This is a genomic window from Arthrobacter sp. MOO21 (assembly GCF_057369995.2).
Genome location: NZ_CM170671.2, coordinates 2,961,226 through 2,976,472, shown reverse-complemented (window position 1 = coordinate 2,976,472; position 15,247 = coordinate 2,961,226). Strand labels below are relative to the sequence as shown.

18 protein-coding genes are annotated in these 15,247 nt (G+C 64.2%); 12 read left to right on the top strand and 6 right to left on the bottom strand.

What is annotated here, in order from left to right:
* Window positions 1-6: 6 nt before the first annotated feature.
* From AC2JAJ_RS13885 to AC2JAJ_RS13835, 11 genes are all read left to right on the top strand, one after another.
* A complete protein-coding gene (locus AC2JAJ_RS13885; RefSeq protein WP_486415451.1) occupies window positions 7-879 on the top strand; it encodes a type II secretion system F family protein in 873 nt (290 codons plus the stop codon).
* 8 nt (window positions 880-887) lie between these two features.
* On the top strand, window positions 888-1,100 hold the full coding sequence (locus AC2JAJ_RS13880; RefSeq protein ID WP_486415452.1) for a Flp family type IVb pilin: 213 nt from the start codon (window positions 888-890) through the stop codon (window positions 1,098-1,100).
* A gap of 255 nt (window positions 1,101-1,355) precedes the next feature.
* Complete coding sequence (locus AC2JAJ_RS13875) at window positions 1,356-1,559, top strand: Flp family type IVb pilin (RefSeq protein ID WP_486415453.1); 204 nt, start codon at window positions 1,356-1,358, stop codon at window positions 1,557-1,559.
* Between the two features lie 96 nt (window positions 1,560-1,655).
* On the top strand, window positions 1,656-2,030 hold the full coding sequence (locus AC2JAJ_RS13870) for a TadE/TadG family type IV pilus assembly protein (RefSeq protein ID WP_486415454.1): 375 nt from the start codon (window positions 1,656-1,658) through the stop codon (window positions 2,028-2,030).
* A complete protein-coding gene (locus tag AC2JAJ_RS13865) occupies window positions 2,018-3,064 on the top strand; it encodes a TadE/TadG family type IV pilus assembly protein (protein WP_486415455.1) in 1,047 nt (348 codons plus the stop codon). Before AC2JAJ_RS13870 ends, AC2JAJ_RS13865 begins: the two co-directional genes overlap by 13 nt.
* A 159-nt stretch (window positions 3,065-3,223) precedes the next feature.
* Window positions 3,224-3,850 carry a Flp pilus assembly protein CpaB gene (gene cpaB / locus AC2JAJ_RS13860; RefSeq protein WP_486415456.1) on the top strand — a complete coding sequence of 209 codons (627 nt, stop codon included), beginning with the start codon at window positions 3,224-3,226 and terminating at the stop codon, window positions 3,848-3,850.
* The gene (locus AC2JAJ_RS13855) at window positions 3,847-5,040 is read left to right on the top strand and encodes a CpaE/TadZ family protein (RefSeq protein ID WP_486415457.1); all 1,194 of its coding nucleotides are present in this window, start codon (window positions 3,847-3,849) and stop codon (window positions 5,038-5,040) included. Before cpaB ends, AC2JAJ_RS13855 begins: the two co-directional genes overlap by 4 nt.
* Window positions 5,040-6,542 (top strand): TadA family conjugal transfer-associated ATPase, encoded by a 1,503-nt coding sequence (locus AC2JAJ_RS13850; protein WP_486415458.1) that lies wholly within the window; start codon window positions 5,040-5,042, stop codon window positions 6,540-6,542. The genes AC2JAJ_RS13855 and AC2JAJ_RS13850 overlap by 1 nt, the downstream gene beginning before the upstream one ends.
* An 11-nt stretch (window positions 6,543-6,553) precedes the next feature.
* Entirely contained in the window at window positions 6,554-7,486 is a 933-nt protein-coding gene (locus AC2JAJ_RS13845) for a type II secretion system F family protein (RefSeq protein ID WP_486415459.1), read from the top strand.
* A gap of 7 nt (window positions 7,487-7,493) precedes the next feature.
* Window positions 7,494-8,378, top strand: a complete 885-nt coding sequence (locus AC2JAJ_RS13840) for a type II secretion system F family protein (protein ID WP_486415460.1) — start codon at window positions 7,494-7,496, stop codon at window positions 8,376-8,378.
* 93 nt (window positions 8,379-8,471) lie between these two features.
* On the top strand, window positions 8,472-8,954 hold the full coding sequence (locus tag AC2JAJ_RS13835; RefSeq protein WP_486415461.1) for an Hpt domain-containing protein: 483 nt from the start codon (window positions 8,472-8,474) through the stop codon (window positions 8,952-8,954).
* On the opposite strand, the gene AC2JAJ_RS13830 is transcribed toward AC2JAJ_RS13835, so the two are convergent.
* Entirely contained in the window at window positions 8,951-9,733 is a 783-nt protein-coding gene (locus AC2JAJ_RS13830; protein ID WP_486415462.1) for a response regulator transcription factor, read from the bottom strand. The genes AC2JAJ_RS13835 and AC2JAJ_RS13830 overlap by 4 nt on opposite strands.
* 250 nt (window positions 9,734-9,983) lie before the next feature.
* Here AC2JAJ_RS13830 and AC2JAJ_RS13825 point away from each other — a divergent pair, with 250 nt between their 5' ends.
* Window positions 9,984-11,651: a sensor histidine kinase gene (locus AC2JAJ_RS13825; RefSeq protein ID WP_486415463.1), complete on the top strand. Its 1,668-nt coding sequence runs from the start codon at window positions 9,984-9,986 to the stop codon at window positions 11,649-11,651.
* Here the strand turns inward: AC2JAJ_RS13825 and AC2JAJ_RS13820 are convergent.
* The 5 genes from AC2JAJ_RS13820 to rpsM form a co-directional block, all read right to left on the bottom strand.
* Entirely contained in the window at window positions 11,648-12,541 is an 894-nt protein-coding gene (locus AC2JAJ_RS13820) for a tRNA pseudouridine synthase A (protein ID WP_486415464.1), read from the bottom strand. The two genes, AC2JAJ_RS13825 and AC2JAJ_RS13820, sit on opposite strands and share 4 nt — an antisense overlap.
* A 32-nt stretch (window positions 12,542-12,573) precedes the next feature.
* Window positions 12,574-13,149 carry a 50S ribosomal protein L17 gene (gene rplQ, locus AC2JAJ_RS13815; RefSeq protein ID WP_486415465.1) on the bottom strand — a complete coding sequence of 192 codons (576 nt, stop codon included), beginning with the start codon at window positions 13,147-13,149 and terminating at the stop codon, window positions 12,574-12,576.
* Between the two features lie 68 nt (window positions 13,150-13,217).
* A complete protein-coding gene (locus AC2JAJ_RS13810; protein ID WP_009358719.1) occupies window positions 13,218-14,228 on the bottom strand; it encodes a DNA-directed RNA polymerase subunit alpha in 1,011 nt (336 codons plus the stop codon).
* A 130-nt stretch (window positions 14,229-14,358) separates the two neighbouring features.
* Window positions 14,359-14,760: a 30S ribosomal protein S11 gene (gene rpsK / locus AC2JAJ_RS13805; protein ID WP_009358720.1), complete on the bottom strand. Its 402-nt coding sequence runs from the start codon at window positions 14,758-14,760 to the stop codon at window positions 14,359-14,361.
* Window positions 14,761-14,814: 54 nt separating this feature from the next.
* Window positions 14,815-15,189: a 30S ribosomal protein S13 gene (gene rpsM, locus AC2JAJ_RS13800; protein WP_003803743.1), complete on the bottom strand. Its 375-nt coding sequence runs from the start codon at window positions 15,187-15,189 to the stop codon at window positions 14,815-14,817.
* Between the last annotated feature and the right edge of the window lie 58 nt (window positions 15,190-15,247).

Below are 15,247 nucleotides of genomic sequence, written 5' to 3'. Positions count from 1 at the left end.
AATGAGATGTCACCAATAGCACTAGGCGCGACGCTGGCAATCGTTCTTCCGATTTCATATTTGGTTTGGTCCGTGTTCGCAACGGACAGGGTTGCCATCCGCAACATTCAGGCCAACCTGGGGCAAAGGGCCAGGAATGCCTCCCAGCAAAGCCTCTCTGTCGATACTGCTGCAATCGCCCGCAAAATCACTCCCGTGGGCTATGTAGCTTGGCTGGACAAGCAACTTGCTGGTGTGGGGAGGCCGAAGGAGTGGCCTTTGGAACGCCTCCTGGTGGTCAAGCCAATGTTGGCTCTCGGAGGTGCGGCTTTCGGTCTGTTCTTCTTCCTTGCTTCCCCGGAGCCGTCCCGTTTTGCCGTGTTCATGGCCGCGACGGCGTTTGGCTACTTCGCGCCGGATCTGCTGGTGCGAACCAATGCCGAGAAGCGTAGGGCCAAGATCAGGCAGGAACTGCCCAACACCCTGGATCAAATGCTGATCTCCGTGCAGGCAGGTTTGGGTTTCGAGGCCGCGATGGCCCGCACGGCCCAGAATGGCAGCGGCCCCTTGGCAGAAGAGATGACCCGGACGCTGCAGGACATGCAGGTAGGGCGCTCGCGGAAGGAAGCGTACCTGGCGATGTCTGACCGTGTTGATGTCCCTGATTTGCGGTCCTTTATTCGGGCGATTGTCCAGGCAGACGCTTACGGCATCGCCATCGCCAAGGTACTGAAGGTTCAAGCCCACGAAATGCGCCTCAAACGGCGTCAACGTGCTGAGGAACACGCGATGAAGATCCCCGTGAAAATCCTTTTTCCGCTGATCTTCTTCATCTTCCCGACCCTGTTTATCATCCTGCTGGGGCCGGCAGTCATGAATATCATCGCTGCTTTCTCCTAGGCGGAGTCATGAGGAACTTAAAACAGGCACTGTCCCTGGTCCGAGAGATCGCGCAGCGGCTGAGAAGCGAGGAAGGCGGTGCCACCGCCACGGAATATGGGATCACAGTCGGGTTCATAGCAATCGTGATTGTGGCTGGCGTGGGCGTATTCGGCATCTCGCTCAACGGCTTCTTTGACCATCTCGCCACCGGCGTTAAAACGGCGCTCGGTATCCCCTAGGCGCAGTCTGGCTGCAGCGCCCCATAGACCGGACCCCCTCGGCACCCAGAACCGAGGGGGTCCGTTTGTGTGCGCGCCACCACCCCAAACCCGGCTTTAGCGCAGCGAAATCCAAGCAAAAGCGCAGGAAAAGTGCGGAAGTGAAAGCGTTTGCGCAGGATGTTCCAAGATACGGCTTTTAGGCCAAATTCGGTTGCTAACTTATTTTCAGTGCTGGTGCAGGGCCAGCCAATCCGTCTCGCTCAGGAGTCAAAAATGCTTTCTCTCTACACCAACCTCATGATCCGCCTCCGCAGTGAAAAGGGCGCCACCGCCGTTGAATACGGCATCATGGTCGCACTCATCGCCGTGGTCATCATCGTCGCCGTCACCCTCCTGGGTGGCAACCTCAGCAGCATGTTCAACAACGTTGCCGGCAAGGTTCCGGTGCCGACGACTGCTGCCACCACCACCCCGTAGTAGAACCCGCTAGTCCGGTTCCGGACCCCATATCGGAACCGCACCGCCTCCAGCGACAGGGGCAACAACAAGACAGACCAAGAGGAGGTGCAGCAGGTGTCACGAGATTCGGAGCGCGGAGCAGCCGCCGTCGAATTCGCGATCCTGCTGCCCCTCCTATTGATGCTTGTCCTGGGGACCATTGAGTTCGGCAGGGCGTACAACGCCCAGATCACCCTGACCAACGCAGCCCGTGACGGCGTGCGGGTCATGGCGATCAACAACGACCCCGCTGCGGCGAAGACCGCGGCCCAGAATGCAGCTGCATCGGTCAGCAGCACCATCCCGGCTTCGGACATCACGCTCAGCACCAATACGTGCAGCACGGGGAGCCAGGTGACCCTCACCATCAAGTACACGCTTTCCACCATCACCGGCATCGCGGGCCCGTTCCCGATGACGGGTAAAGGAGTCATGCTGTGCGGCGGCTGAACAGGAACACAAGGGAGCAGCACGGCGAGCGCGGTGCCGTGAGCGTCATCGTCGCCATCCTTCTGGTTGTCCTCTTGGGCTTCGTGGCCATCGCCGTCGACGTCGGCGTGATCTACTCGGAGAAGGCCCAGCTGCAGAACGGCGCAGACGCTTCAGCCATCGCCCTCGCACAGAAGTGCGCACGCAACAGCTCGGACACCCTGTGTTCGACGACGTCGACGCTCGCCGGAAGCCTCGCCGACCAGAATGCCTTGGACGGCAAGAGCAACGTCAACAACATCCAGCTCGACAAGACAGCCAGAACTGTATCCGTCATCACTACGGCGAAAGAAGCCGGCGCTCCGGACAACTCCGTCTCGCTCTTCTTCGCCTGGGCGCTTGGGATCCCGTCAAAAGAAGTCGGTACCAAGTCGTCTGCGATGTGGGGCAGCCCCAAGGCCGGCCGCACCGCTTTCCCGCTCGCGTTCTCCATCTGCCAGGTCAAGGACTACGTCGACGGCCCGCTGCAGCTCCTCCAGGACCACGGCAAGAATGCAAACGCCGACTGCAACTACGGACCGTCAGGAGCTGCCGTTGAGGGCGGCTTCGGCTGGCTGGTCCAGGACGCCGGAAAATGCGGCGGCACCATCGACCTCGCCCTCAGTGAAGGCGGCAGCGACCCTGGGAACAATGCCCCAGGCAATTGCTCGGACACGCTCACCAAGTGGTCCAACGACATCAGCGCGGGCAAGCACGTCATCGTGCTGTTGCCCGTCTACAACAAAGTCACCGGAACAGGATCGGGTGCAGTTTACGGCCTGATCTCGTTCGCGGCCTTCGATGTCACCGGCTGGAAGTTCAGTGGTGACAGCGGCCTTCCCTACACCTTCCAGAACCGGGCCTCCACCGTCACCGGGGTAACCGCCACGACTGAATGCCGCGGCGAATGCCGAGGCATCATCGGCAAGTTCGTCAAATACGTTTCCCTCGCCGACGGTTACACCCTCGGCCCCGTGGACCCCTACGGTGCCACCATCGTCCGCCTCGCTTCCTGATCCACCCCTCAACACACCACGGAGTCCAACGTGAAGTCTCGCATGCTCGCAGGCACGGCCGCAGTGGCCTTGGCGCTTGTGGGAGCCCTCTTGATTATTTTCTATGCACAGGGAGCAGACCAGCGGGCGATTGCGACCACAAGTCCCAAGAAAGTGTTGGTGGTGCAGAAAGCCATTCCCGCCGGAACCCCGGTGAACGATATGGCCCGGTCGCTTGCCGTCGAGGACGTTCCAGCCGCCGGCGTTGCCACCACAGCCCTCAGCAGCCTCGACAGCAAAGCCGGAACCGTCGCCGCCGTGGACCTCGTCCCCGGCGAGCAGCTCCTGGCCGAGCGGCTTGTGAACCCGGCGGATGCCAAGACGAGCGGCGCGGTCAAGGTGCCCACCGGCCTGCAGGAAGTGACATTCGAACTGGAAGCTAAGCGTGTGGTGGGTGGCCGGATCGAGGCCGGCGACCATATCGGTATCGGCTTCAGCTTCGCCGCCGGCGCGGACAAGGACAAGGCCAAGGCAGGCGAGCCCACCACCCAGCTCACGCTCCGCAAGGTCCTGGTCACCGCCGTCCAGCGTGCACCCCAGGCAACGGCCAAGCCCACCGACGGCACCAACCCCCAGGACACCACACTCCCCCAGGGATCACTCATGGTCACGGTGGCAGTGAACGACGTCGACGCCACCAAGATCATCTACTCCTCCAACAACGGCGACCTCTGGCTCACCAAGGAACCCCTCGACGCGCAGGACAACGGCGGCTTCATCGCCAGGAAGGACACGGTGTACAAATGAGCCGCTTCGTCCTCCTCTCCCCCAACGCCGAGTTCGAACAGAAGCTGCGCGCCGCCGTCGCCCACGGCCTGCGCGGCTCCGTGCAGACCATCGCCAGTGACATCCTGCCGGCAGGCCCGGCGGAGCTGTTCGCCCTCCTCAACCAGGAACAGCCCGAAGTCCTCATCATTGGCCCGGACGTTCCATATGAAGAGGCATTGCGGTTCGCCAAGGTCTTCGACGTCCAGCTCCCCGGCCTCAGCCTGGTCCTGGTCAGCGACGTGGATCCGTCCCTACTGCTGCACGCCATGCGCGCGGGCATCCGGGACATCCTCAGCCCGCAGGCTGACGCCGCCGAAATCAGGGTGCTGCTCGAACGCGCCTGCCAGTCCTTCGCCACCCGCCACCGCGGCATGGAGCCGCAGCAGACGGAGAACAGCAAGGGCCTGGTCATCGGTGTCTTTTCCCCCAAGGGCGGCGTGGGCAAGACCACCCTGGCCACCAACATCGCAGTCGGCCTGGGCCAGATCGCGCCCATGAGCGTGGTGATCGTGGACCTGGACCTGCAGTTCGGGGATGTCGCCTCCGGCCTCTACCTCAACCCGGAACACACCGTCACCGATGCCGTCACCCCGGCCGCAGCCCAAGACTCCCTGGTCCTCAAGGCCTTCCTCACCGTGCACCCCGCCGGCATCTACGCCCTCTGCGCCCCGTCGAACCCGGTGGACGCGGACCACATCACTCCGGACCAGGTCAGCCACCTGATCGAACAGCTGGCCCAGGAGTTCCAGTACGTGGTGATCGATAGCGCCCCGGGCATGCCGGAAATCGGGCTCGCAGCCATGGAACAGTGCACCGACGTGGTCTGGGTCAGCGCCATGGACGTGCCCAGCCTGCGCGGCCTGCGCTCCGGCCTGGAAGTCCTCCGCCAGCTCGACATCATGCCCGAATCCCGGCATGTGGTCCTCAACATGGCCGACGCCAAGGCTGGCCTCAACGTCGCTGACGTTGAATCCACCATCGGCGCCCCCGTGGACGTCAGCGTCCCCCGGTCCCGGGCCGTGGCGTTGTCCACCAACCGCGGCGTCCCCGTCCTCCAGGAATCCAGGAAAGACCCCGCCGTCAAGAGCCTCCGCCAGCTCGTGGAGCGCTTCAACCCGGCCTGGCGTGCACAGGCACAACGGAAGCTTCACCGAAGGGTGGTCATCTAATGAAACTCTCAGAACGCATCAACGCAGCCCAGGGCCGCGGCCCGGTATCCGCCTCAGGGCCGGGCACCGCCACCGCGCTGCTTGAGGCGCCGCGTCCGGTGCCCGCGCCCATGACGCCCCCGGTGGAAAGCACCGACCGGCACCTTCCGGCCCGTCCCGTCGTCGTGCATTCAGCGCACGACGACGCCAGCCAGCAGGTTCCCACCGCACCTAAGGTGGACGTCTTCGCGGCCATGAAGGACAGGGCGGCCACCGCTCTTTTCGAACGCATGGGAACGCGTTTCAACGACGCCACCGTCACCGAGCAGGAACTGCGGAGCACCGCCAAGAAGGAACTCACCCGCATCATCGACGCCGAGCAGGTGCCGCTGACCCCTGAGGAACGGACACGCCTGGTCCGCGATGTTGCCGACGACGTCCTGGGCTACGGGCCCCTCCAGCGCCTGCTCGATGATCCCGCCGTCACCGAAATCATGGTCAACCGCATGGACCAGATCTATGTGGAACGCAAAGGCAAGCTCACCCTTACCGAGTCGCGCTTCAGCTCCGAGGAACACCTGCGCAAGGTGATCGAACGCATCGTGTCCAAGGTGGGCCGCCGCATCGATGAGTCCTCGCCCCTGGTGGACGCCCGCCTGGAAGACGGCTCGCGCGTCAACGCCGTCATTCCTCCCCTGGCCGTGGGCGGTTCCTCGCTGACCATCCGTAAATTCAGCAAGACCCCACTGACCGTCCGCAACCTCATCGACTTCGGCACCCTGACCCCTGAGATGGCGGAACTGCTCAACGCGTGCGTCAAGGCCAAGCTCAACATCATCGTCTCCGGCGGTACCGGCACGGGCAAGACCACGCTGCTGAACGTCCTGTCCTCTTTCCTGCCGCACGACGAACGGATCGTCACCATCGAGGACGCCGTGGAGCTGCAGATCCAGCAGGAACACGTGGTCCGGCTCGAAAGCCGGCCGCCCAACACCGAAGGCAAGGGCGAGGTGACCATCCGCGAGCTTCTCCGCAACTCGCTCCGTATGCGCCCCGACCGAATCGTGGTGGGCGAGGTCCGTGGCGGTGAATCGCTGGACATGCTGCAGGCCATGAACACCGGCCACGACGGCTCGCTCTCCACCGTTCACTCCAACTCCCCACGGGACGCGGTGGCCCGACTCGAGACCCTGGTGCTGATGGCCGGCATGGAGCTTCCACTGCGCGCCATCCGCGAGCAGATCGCCTCCGCCGTGAACCTCATCGTCCAGATTTCCAGGCTCCGCGATGGCTCCCGCCGCATCACCCACGTCACCGAGGTCCAGGGCATGGAAGGCGATATCGTCACCCTCCAGGACGCCTTTGTCTTCGATTACTCCGCAGGCGTGGACGCGCAGGGCCGCTTCCTTGGCAAACCGGTTGCCACCGGCATCCGGCCGCGGTTTATCGACCGGTTCGAGGACTTGGGGATCCACGTGTCCCCGGAAGTTTTTGCCAGTCCGCTGTCCCCCGGCGCCAAGTAGGAAAAGCAGCCATGATCATCGCCATTGGAAGTGCCATCCTCCTGGCAGCCGTCTGCCTCGTCGGTGTGGCCGTGCTCTTGCCGAGCGCACCCTCCGTGCCGCTGGACCGCCGTCGCCCGTTCGAAGCCGAGCCGCCCTCCTCCCTGTCCCGGCTGGCGCTCACCGGCGTCAGGTCCTTTGAACGCATCCTCGCCGGCCGTAATGTCAAACTGTTCGCCCGCGCCGAGCTGGAAAACGCAGGCCTTCGCCTCAGCCAGGCCGAGTTCTTCCTGCTGGTGGGCATTGGTGCGTGTGTCGGAATGCTGGTCGGCGTGGTAACGGTGGGCCCCTTGGTGGGACTGTTGCTTGCCCTGCTGGCACCCTTTGTGGGCAAGCTCGTCCTCGGGTTCCTGGCCGGCAAGCGCCGTACCGCCTTCGACGGCCAGCTGGGCGACACCCTGCAACTGCTTTCCGGCAGCTTGCGCGCCGGCCACAGCATCCTGCGCGCCATCGACGCCGCGGCAGCTGAGTCCCAGAAGCCGACGTCGGAAGAGATGCGCCGGGTGATCACCGAGACCAGCCTGGGCCGCGACCTGCTGGCCGCCCTCAACGACACTGCGGACCGGATGAAGAACGAGGACTTCATCTGGATCTCGCAGGCCATCCAGATCAACCGCGAGGTGGGCGGCAACCTGGCCGAGGTGCTGGATCAGGTCGGCGAGACCATCCGCGAGCGCGCGGAGATCAAGGGCCACATCAAGGCCCTCGCCGCGGAAGGCAAGTTCTCCGCGTACATCCTGATCGCCATGCCGTTCGGCATCGTGGCCATGCTCCTGGCGGTGAGCCCCACCTACATGAACTCGATGTTCAACCATCCCCTGGGTTGGGTGATGATCGGCGCCTCGTTCGTGCTCATGACCATTGGTGCGCTGTGGATGCGCAAGATCATCGACCTGAAGTTCTGAGGACGCCGTGAATCTGATAATTCTCCTCTCCGTACTGCTGGTTTGTGTCCCACTGGCGGCCCTTGCGTGGTCCGTACTGACCGTGGACAAGCAGGGCCGGCTGGCTGTCAACGACCTGCTCTCCCGTGGCGCCCCTCCCGTGGCCGCTGCACCCGCCGGAGCCGCGGGACGCCTCGAGGCCCTCGGACGGCGGCTCACTCCCCCCGCGTACGTCGCCTTCCTGGACCGTCTGTTGTCCCTCGCGGGCCGGCCCGTGTCCATGCCACTGGGCAAAGTCCTGGGAACCAAGCTCGCCCTCGGCCTGGCCGGCGTCGCCATGGGCGGTTACTTGGCCGCTGCGGGCAGCAGCCCCCTGATGAAACTCGCCGGGCTTTTCGTCATGTTCCTTGGCTACTTCATCCCGGACCTGCTCCTGTACAGCAAAGGCCAGGAGCGGCAGAAGGCGATGCAGCTGGAACTGGCCAACACCCTGGACCAGATGCTGATCTCGGTGGAGGCAGGACTGGGCTTCGAAGGGGCCATGGCCCGGGCCGGCGAAAACGGCAAGGGCCCGCTGGCGGAAGAACTGGTCCGCACCCTGCAGGACATGCAGGTGGGCCGCAGCCGGCGCGAGTCCTACATCGCCCTGGCCGAGAGGACCAACATCCCGGAGCTTCGCAGCTTCGTGCAGGCAGTGGTCCAGGCTGACACGTACGGGATCGCCATCAGCCGGGTGCTGCGCGTCCAAGCCAAGGTGATGCGCGTCAAGAGGCGCCAGCGGGCTGAGGAAAAGGCCATGAAGCTGCCCGTCACGATCCTGTTCCCGCTGTTGTTCTTCATCTTCCCGGTCCTCTTCATTGCCATTCTTGGGCCGGCCGTCATCAACACCGTGGTGACCTTCAGCGGGCACTAAAGGCCGCCTCAAGGGCGGCAAGGTTGCCTCAAGGTTTACACAGAACATCCGAAATAGGACGCCGAAGGAAATTCCAGGAAGTAGCCTTGAACAATGCACAGTCCCGATCCCGAACCCAGCGGAGAGAGCACCACAACGGACTCCCTGGTGCCCGGGGTCATCTTGCCTCCTTCATCCGTTCCGGCCGGCACCGCCGCCCCCTCATTGGAAGCGGTGGCTCTCTTGCCGTTGATTGATGCAGCAGTCCTGGACGAACTCGAGGACGAGCTGGCCGGGTCCGGGCTGGCCCAGCGGTTCGCCCGGGACTACGCCGCCATGTGGGACCAGCGCCTCTCCCGGCTGGGAGCTGCAGTGGACAGCCAGGACGAGGACTCGGCCCTGGACGCGGTCATCAGCCTCAAGATCAGCTCAGCCATGGTGGGCGGAGTACGCCTCGCCAGGCTGGCTGAACTCCTCGAAGCGATGATCCGCAAGGGCGACTTCGTCGAAGGCCAGGCGCTGATGGTTGGCGTCGCCCTGGACGGCGCCCGTACGGTATCCGAGCTGCAGTCGACCTACATCCTCGAAAACGGCTAGGCGTCGGTGGGGCGGCGGGGCGCCAGCCGGTACCCCACCCCGCGCACTGTCTGCAGCCAGCGCGGTGAGAGCTGGTCCTCCTTGAGCTTGCGCCGCAGGTTGCCCACGTGGACCTCGACGGCGCGCTCATCCGCCTCGCTGATGTAGGTGTCCCGGTCGTAGAACTCGCCCCGCACTGCCCGCACCAGGTCGGCCCTGGTGCACACCGCACCGCCGCCTTTCAGCAGGACATGCAGCAGGTCGAATTCGCTGCGCGTGAGAACCAGCGGCTCGCCCAGGATCTCAACGGTGCGCGTCCGGTGGTTCAGGGACAGCCCGTTGTGCTGCAGGACCGCAGGGTCCGCTTGAGGCGGTGCAGGAGCCGGGGCCTGCCCCCAGGCGGAAGACGCCCGTTGGCCGCCGGCTTCATGCCGGGGCCTGCGCATCATCGCGGCAACCCGGGCCCGCAGTTCCCGGGGCCGGAAAGGTTTTGCGATGTAGTCGTCCGCCCCTGCATTGAGCGCTGACAGCAAATCCGGTTCCTCCGTCCTGCCGGTCAGCATCACCACGTACGCATTGCTGAAATTGCGAATCCGCCGGAGAACCTCAAAGCCGTCGATATCCGGAAGGCCGATATCAAGGGTCACGACATTCGCCTGCTTGCTGCGGACCACTTCAACCCCGGCCCGCCCATCAACTGCCGTATGGACCTCGAAGCCGGCCTGCGTCAGTACACCCTCAAGGAGGTTCCGCACGTCAGCATCGTCTTCGATGACCACAGCTACACCAAGATCGTCCATTACTATCCCTGCGCCAGGCGAAGATGGCCCCCCATTGGCCCAGCGCCAATGCCATACCCGCTCCAACAATTTATACGCTACTAGTAAGCCCCACTGATCACATCTAAAACGTCCCATAAATTGAAAAGTCAATTATTATGACAAGATATGTGCATTATGGGCACGGGCGGGTACGTGCACAGTAACGGGAGCAATTCGCAGGTATTTGGGGGACGCTGCATTCCATTCACAGGGGGTACACGTCAAAATCATGGCTGAGCCGACGTTCCATCGGGGACCTGGTCGCATCTTCCGCCGGCTGGGGCCGCGCGCGCAGGTGGCGCTGTGCCAGCTCCCACTCACCCTCTTCGTGGCAGTAATCGCGGTGGCGACACCCCTAGCGTGGCCCTCATTGACCCACAGCCCGCTGTACCTCTCCGGCGTCATCCTCAGCGGAATCCTCTTCCTGGGGTGCTTCCTGGTCCCTTGGGAACGCCTGCCCCACCGCCCGTACCTGCTGATTCCAGTCCTGGACTTCGTCGCCATCGGGCTGCTGCGGAACGGCGCAGCCCCACTGCTGCCGGGCCTGGCGGTACTGGTGGTGTTCCCGGTGATCTGGCTCTCGGCTTCGGGCATGCTGGCCCGCAGCAGCCTGGTCCTCAGCTTCCTGGGACCGTTCTTCATCATGCTCCCTTCGGCATTGGACCATGTGCCTTCCGTGGCCGCGTCGGACCTCACCACTGTGGTCCTCTTTCCCCTCATGATGCTGGCCGTCTCCCTGGCCATCCGCTTCGCCAGCGTGAACCTTCGGCTGCAGCAGCGCGAGCTGGCGGAGAAGGACAGGGAACTGCGGGAACTGCTCGCCGCGAGCCGGGAACGGGAAAAGCTGCTGGAAACCGTCCTGGACGCCACGGACGTGGGGATTGCCGCCGTCGACCGCTCCGGGCACTTCCTGGTTTCCAACAGCAGGCAGCGCAGCTTCAGGCGGGCCACCGGCGCTGACGAGGCTGTCCCCGGGCAGGGCCACCAGCTCATCTTCGGCCAGGACCGGCACACCCTGCTTCCCCCGGACCGGCGCCCCATCAGCCGCGCCATGGCCGGCGAATCGTTCGCCGACTACCTCGTCTGGGCTGGAGTTGGTACCGAGCAGCGCGCCCTGTCCACCGCTGCCCGTCCGCTCGTCAGCGAGGACGGGCGCCTCACCGGCGCAGTGGTGGTGTACACCGATGTCACCGGATGGGTGGAGTCGCTGGCCGCGAACCAGGACCTGATCTCCAATGTGTCCCACGAATTCAAGAGCCCGCTGAATTCGATTATCGGCAACGTGGATCTGGTCCTTGAGGAACCCGAGCCGCTGCCGCCGCAGGTCACCCGCCGCCTGCTCGTGGTCCAACGCAATGCGGAGCGGCTGCTGTCGCTGGTCGCTGACCTGGCCGCTTCCGCCTCCACAGCGCTGAACGTCCACCCGAAACGCACGGACCTGGCCAGCCTGGTGGAGACCACCGTTGGCTCGGCGCAGGCGTGGGCGGAACGGTCACAGGTGGAGATTTCCGCCGACGTGCCCTCACCCCTGTGGGCGTACGCCGATCCCCTCCGGATAGGCCAGGTACTGGACAACCTGGTGTCCAACGCCATCAAGTACTCTCCCGACGGCGGGAGGGTCAGCATCAGCGCAGAGGCGGACAGGCAGTGGGTCCGGCTGAGCGTCCAGGACACCGGGATGGGCATGTCCCGGGAGGACAAGGCGCGGGTCTTCAACCGGTTTTTCCGCGCCGACGCGGCGCAGCAGGCAGCCATCCCCGGTGCCGGGCTGGGGCTTTCCATCACGCAAATGATCGTGGAGCGGCACGGCGGCACCATCAGCTGCGAAAGCGGCGAGGGAACGGGAAGCACCTTCACGGTCACGCTGCCGGCAGAGGGCCCGCCCCCGGCGTTCTAGTACTCGCGGACCGCCCGGGTCTGTTCGGCGCGGGCCAGGAGTTCGTGGTCGGACGGGTAGGCCACTTCCTCCAGCACCAGCGGATGCGGGGCCGCCAGGACGGACTTGGCATCCCGCTTCTGCGCCAGCAGCCGCTCGTACAGCCACCCGGGTTCCACGGTGCCCTCCCCCACGTACAGCGCGGAACCGATGAGTGCGCGCACCATGTTGTGGCAGAAAGCGTCCGCCTGCACGGTGGCCACAATGGCGCCGTCCTCCGCGCGGGCGAACTCGAAGCGCTGCAGGTCCCGGATGGTCGTGGCGCCTTCGCGCGGCTTGCAGAAGGACAGGAAGTTCTGCAGCCCCAGAAGCTTGGCTGCCCCTTCGTTCAGGAGGGAAACGTCCAGCGGGTTCTTGTGCCAGAGCGTGAAGTACCGCTCCAGCGGGTCCCACAGCGCGGGCCCGTCGGCAATGCGGTAACTGTAGCGCCGCCACAGGGCCGAGAAACGGGCATCGAAGCCGGCGGGCGCCAGCGAGATCCGGTGCACCTCCACGGCGCCGGTCAGGTCGCCCAGGGCACGGCTGAGTGCGCCGCGGATCCGGCGCAACATCGCGACGGCGGGATCGAGTTCATGCCCGCGCGGCAGTCCCAGCCACTCGGCTTCGGTGAGGTCCAGGTGGACCACCTGGCCGCGGGCGTGCACGCCGGCGTCAGTCCGGCCGGCAACGGTGACGCGGACCGGCCGCCGGACCAGCAGTTCCAGGGCTTCCTCAAGCACGCCCTGCACCGTGCGCCGCCCCGGCTGCAGGGCCCACCCGCTGAAGGGACCGCCGTCGTAGGACAAATCCAGCCGGATACGCAAAAACCCGCCGCCCCCCAAAACGGGGGCCGCGGGTTTTTGGTCGTTCATAGACCCAAGTCTATGCGAAGAAAATCAGCGAATTACTTCGCGTCCTTCTCTTCAGCAGGAGCTTCCTCAGCGGCCGGGGCCTCTTCGGTTGCAGCCTCTTCAGCAGCAGGAGCCTCGGTGGTTTCCTCGGCAGCCGGAGCTTCCGTGGTTTCCTCAGCGGCAGGAGCTTCCTCGGCAACCGGAGCAGCCTTGTCTGCATCGCGCTTGGCAGCCGCGGTAGCCTCGGCTACGACGGCCTGCTTGGCGGAAACCGGCTCGAGGACCAGTTCGATGACAGCCATGGGAGCGTTGTCGCCCTTGCGGTTGCCGATCTTGGTGATGCGGGTGTAGCCGCCGTCGCGGTTCTCCACTGCCTGCGCGATGTCGGTGAACAGCTCGTGGACGATGCCCTTGTTGCTGATCAGGCCGAGCACACGGCGGCGGGAAGCGAGGTCGCCACGCTTGGCGAAGGTGACCAGGCGCTCTGCGTACGGCTTCAGGCGCTTGGCCTTGGTGACCGTGGTGGTGATCCGCTTGTGCTCGAACAGGGAAGCTGCCAGGTTCGCGAGCATGAGGCGCTCGTGAGCCGGGCCGCCGCCGAGACGCGGACCCTTAGTGGGGGTAGGCATAATTGTTTCTCCTCATGTGGAAGCCGTGGGCCGCACACCATGGTGCTGCCCGCCGGCCAAGGTCTGGTTTAGAGTTCGTCGTCGCCGAACGCGGCGTCGTCCTCTTCGATTGCTGCGGCGCGTGCTGCGAGGTCAAAACCGGGAGGCGAGTCCTTGAGGGACAGGCCCAGTTCAACCAGCTTTGCCTTGACCTCGTCAATGGACTTGGCACCGAAGTTGCGGATGTCCATCAGGTCAGCCTCGGAGCGGGCAACGAGTTCACCCACGGTGTGGATGCCCTCACGCTTGAGGCAGTTGTAGGAACGGACGGTGAGGTCCAGATCCTCGATCGGCAGTGCCATGTCGGCTGCCAGGGCAGCGTCGGTGGGCGACGGGCCGATCTCGATACCTTCAGCTGCGGTGTTCAGCTCACGGGCCAGACCGAACAGTTCCACCAGGGTGGTGCCTGCGGAAGCAACGGCATCGCGCGGGGCGATGGCCTGCTTGGTCTCGACGTCGACAATCAGCTTGTCGAAGTCGGTGCGCTGCTCAACACGGGTTGCTTCCACGCGGAAAGTAACCTTCAGCACCGGCGAGTAGATGGAGTCGACCGGGATGCGGCCGATCTCTGCGTCGCCGGACTTGTTCTGAGCTGCCGAAACGTAGCCGCGGCCGCGCTCGATGGTCAGTTCGAGTTCGAACTTGCCCTTCGAGTTCAGCGTGGCGATGTGCAGATCCGGGTTGTGGAATTCGACGCCGGCCGGCGGGGCAATGTCCGCGGCGGTGACGACTCCGGGGCCCTGCTTGCGCAGGTAAGCCACGACAGGCTCGTCGTGCTCGGAGGAAACCGACAGGTTCTTGATGTTCAGGATGATCTCGGTGACATCTTCCTTGACACCCGGAACCGTGGTGAACTCGTGCAGCACACCATCGATCCGGATGCTGGTTACGGCAGCACCGGGGATGGAGGAGAGCAGGGTACGGCGGAGGGAGTTTCCGAGGGTGTAGCCGAAGCCCGGTTCCAGCGGTTCAATGACGAAACGCGAACGGTTTTCGGAGACTACCTCTTCGGAGAGGGTGGGGCGCTGTGCAATGAGCACTTAGGTTTCCTTTCGGCGAGCATCCGCTATATGACGCAACACAGGTGGTGGAAATTCGGTCTGAAGACTTAACGCGCTGGGCTTGCCCGGACCATCGCTGGTCCGGGCAAGCTCCTGCTGCGGAAAAGAATTAGACGCGGCGGCGCTTCGGCGGGCGGCAGCCGTTGTGGGCTGCGGGGGTGACGTCCTGGATGGAGCCAACCTCGAGGCCTGCGGCCTGCAGCGAACGGATTGCGGTTTCGCGTCCGGAACCCGGTCCCTTGACGAAAACGTCTACCTTGCGCATGCCGTGCTCCTGCGCACGCTTGGCAGCGGCTTCGGCAGCCATCTGGGCAGCGAACGGGGTGGACTTACGCGAGCCCTTGAAGCCAACCTCACCGGAGGAAGCCCAGGAAATAACAGCGCCGGTCGGATCCGTGATGGAAACGATGGTGTTGTTAAAGGTGCTCTTGATGTGCGCCTGGCCAAGCGCGATATTCTTCTTGTCCTTCTTACGCGGCTTGCGAACCGCGCCACGAGTCTTCGGGGGCATTTTTTCTCCTACAGAAAGTTATTGGGGAAAGCTCCGTTAATCCCGGCGGGGATTTTAACGGGCCTTCTTCTTGCCGGCGACGGTACGCTTCGGGCCCTTGCGGGTACGTGCGTTGGTCTTCGTACGCTGACCGCGTACGGGCAGGCCCTTGCGGTGGCGCAGGCCTTCGTAGCTGCCGATCTCAACCTTGCGGCGGATATCTGCTGCTACTTCGCGGCGAAGGTCACCCTCAACCTTGTAGTTGCCTTCAATGTAGTCACGCAGCTCAACCAGCTGGGCGTCAGTCAGGTCCTTGACGCGAACGTCAGCGCTGATGCCCGTGGCAGCCAGGGTTTCGTGTGCACGGGTCTTGCCCACGCCGTAGATGTAAGTAAGCGCAATTTCCAGCCGCTTTTCGCGGGGAATGTCTACGCCAGCGAGACGAGCCATAGTGGCAGTACTCCTTGATAAACCGGAGGTCGTAGGCAGTACACCCGCACGTTCCGTA

What these genes read in the sequence shown, in the direction of transcription:
- AC2JAJ_RS13885 (WP_486415451.1), top strand. Translation starts at nt 7, where the DNA reads ATGTCACCAATAGCACTAGGCGCGACGCTGGCAATCGTTCTTCCGATT.
- AC2JAJ_RS13880 (WP_486415452.1), top strand. Translation starts at nt 888, where the DNA reads ATGAGGAACTTAAAACAGGCACTGTCCCTGGTCCGAGAGATCGCGCAG.
- AC2JAJ_RS13875 (WP_486415453.1), top strand. Translation starts at nt 1,356, where the DNA reads ATGCTTTCTCTCTACACCAACCTCATGATCCGCCTCCGCAGTGAAAAG.
- AC2JAJ_RS13855 (WP_486415457.1), top strand. Translation starts at nt 3,847, where the DNA reads ATGAGCCGCTTCGTCCTCCTCTCCCCCAACGCCGAGTTCGAACAGAAG.
- AC2JAJ_RS13850 (WP_486415458.1), top strand. Translation starts at nt 5,040, where the DNA reads ATGAAACTCTCAGAACGCATCAACGCAGCCCAGGGCCGCGGCCCGGTA.
- AC2JAJ_RS13845 (WP_486415459.1), top strand. Translation starts at nt 6,554, where the DNA reads ATGATCATCGCCATTGGAAGTGCCATCCTCCTGGCAGCCGTCTGCCTC.
- AC2JAJ_RS13835 (WP_486415461.1), top strand. Translation starts at nt 8,472, where the DNA reads ATGCACAGTCCCGATCCCGAACCCAGCGGAGAGAGCACCACAACGGAC.
- AC2JAJ_RS13830 (WP_486415462.1), bottom strand. Translation starts at nt 9,733, where the DNA reads ATGGACGATCTTGGTGTAGCTGTGGTCATCGAAGACGATGCTGACGTG.
- AC2JAJ_RS13825 (WP_486415463.1), top strand. Translation starts at nt 9,984, where the DNA reads ATGGCTGAGCCGACGTTCCATCGGGGACCTGGTCGCATCTTCCGCCGG.
- AC2JAJ_RS13820 (WP_486415464.1), bottom strand. Translation starts at nt 12,541, where the DNA reads ATGAACGACCAAAAACCCGCGGCCCCCGTTTTGGGGGGCGGCGGGTTT.
- rplQ (WP_486415465.1), bottom strand. Translation starts at nt 13,149, where the DNA reads ATGCCTACCCCCACTAAGGGTCCGCGTCTCGGCGGCGGCCCGGCTCAC.
- rpsK (WP_009358720.1), bottom strand. Translation starts at nt 14,760, where the DNA reads ATGCCCCCGAAGACTCGTGGCGCGGTTCGCAAGCCGCGTAAGAAGGAC.
- rpsM (WP_003803743.1), bottom strand. Translation starts at nt 15,189, where the DNA reads ATGGCTCGTCTCGCTGGCGTAGACATTCCCCGCGAAAAGCGGCTGGAA.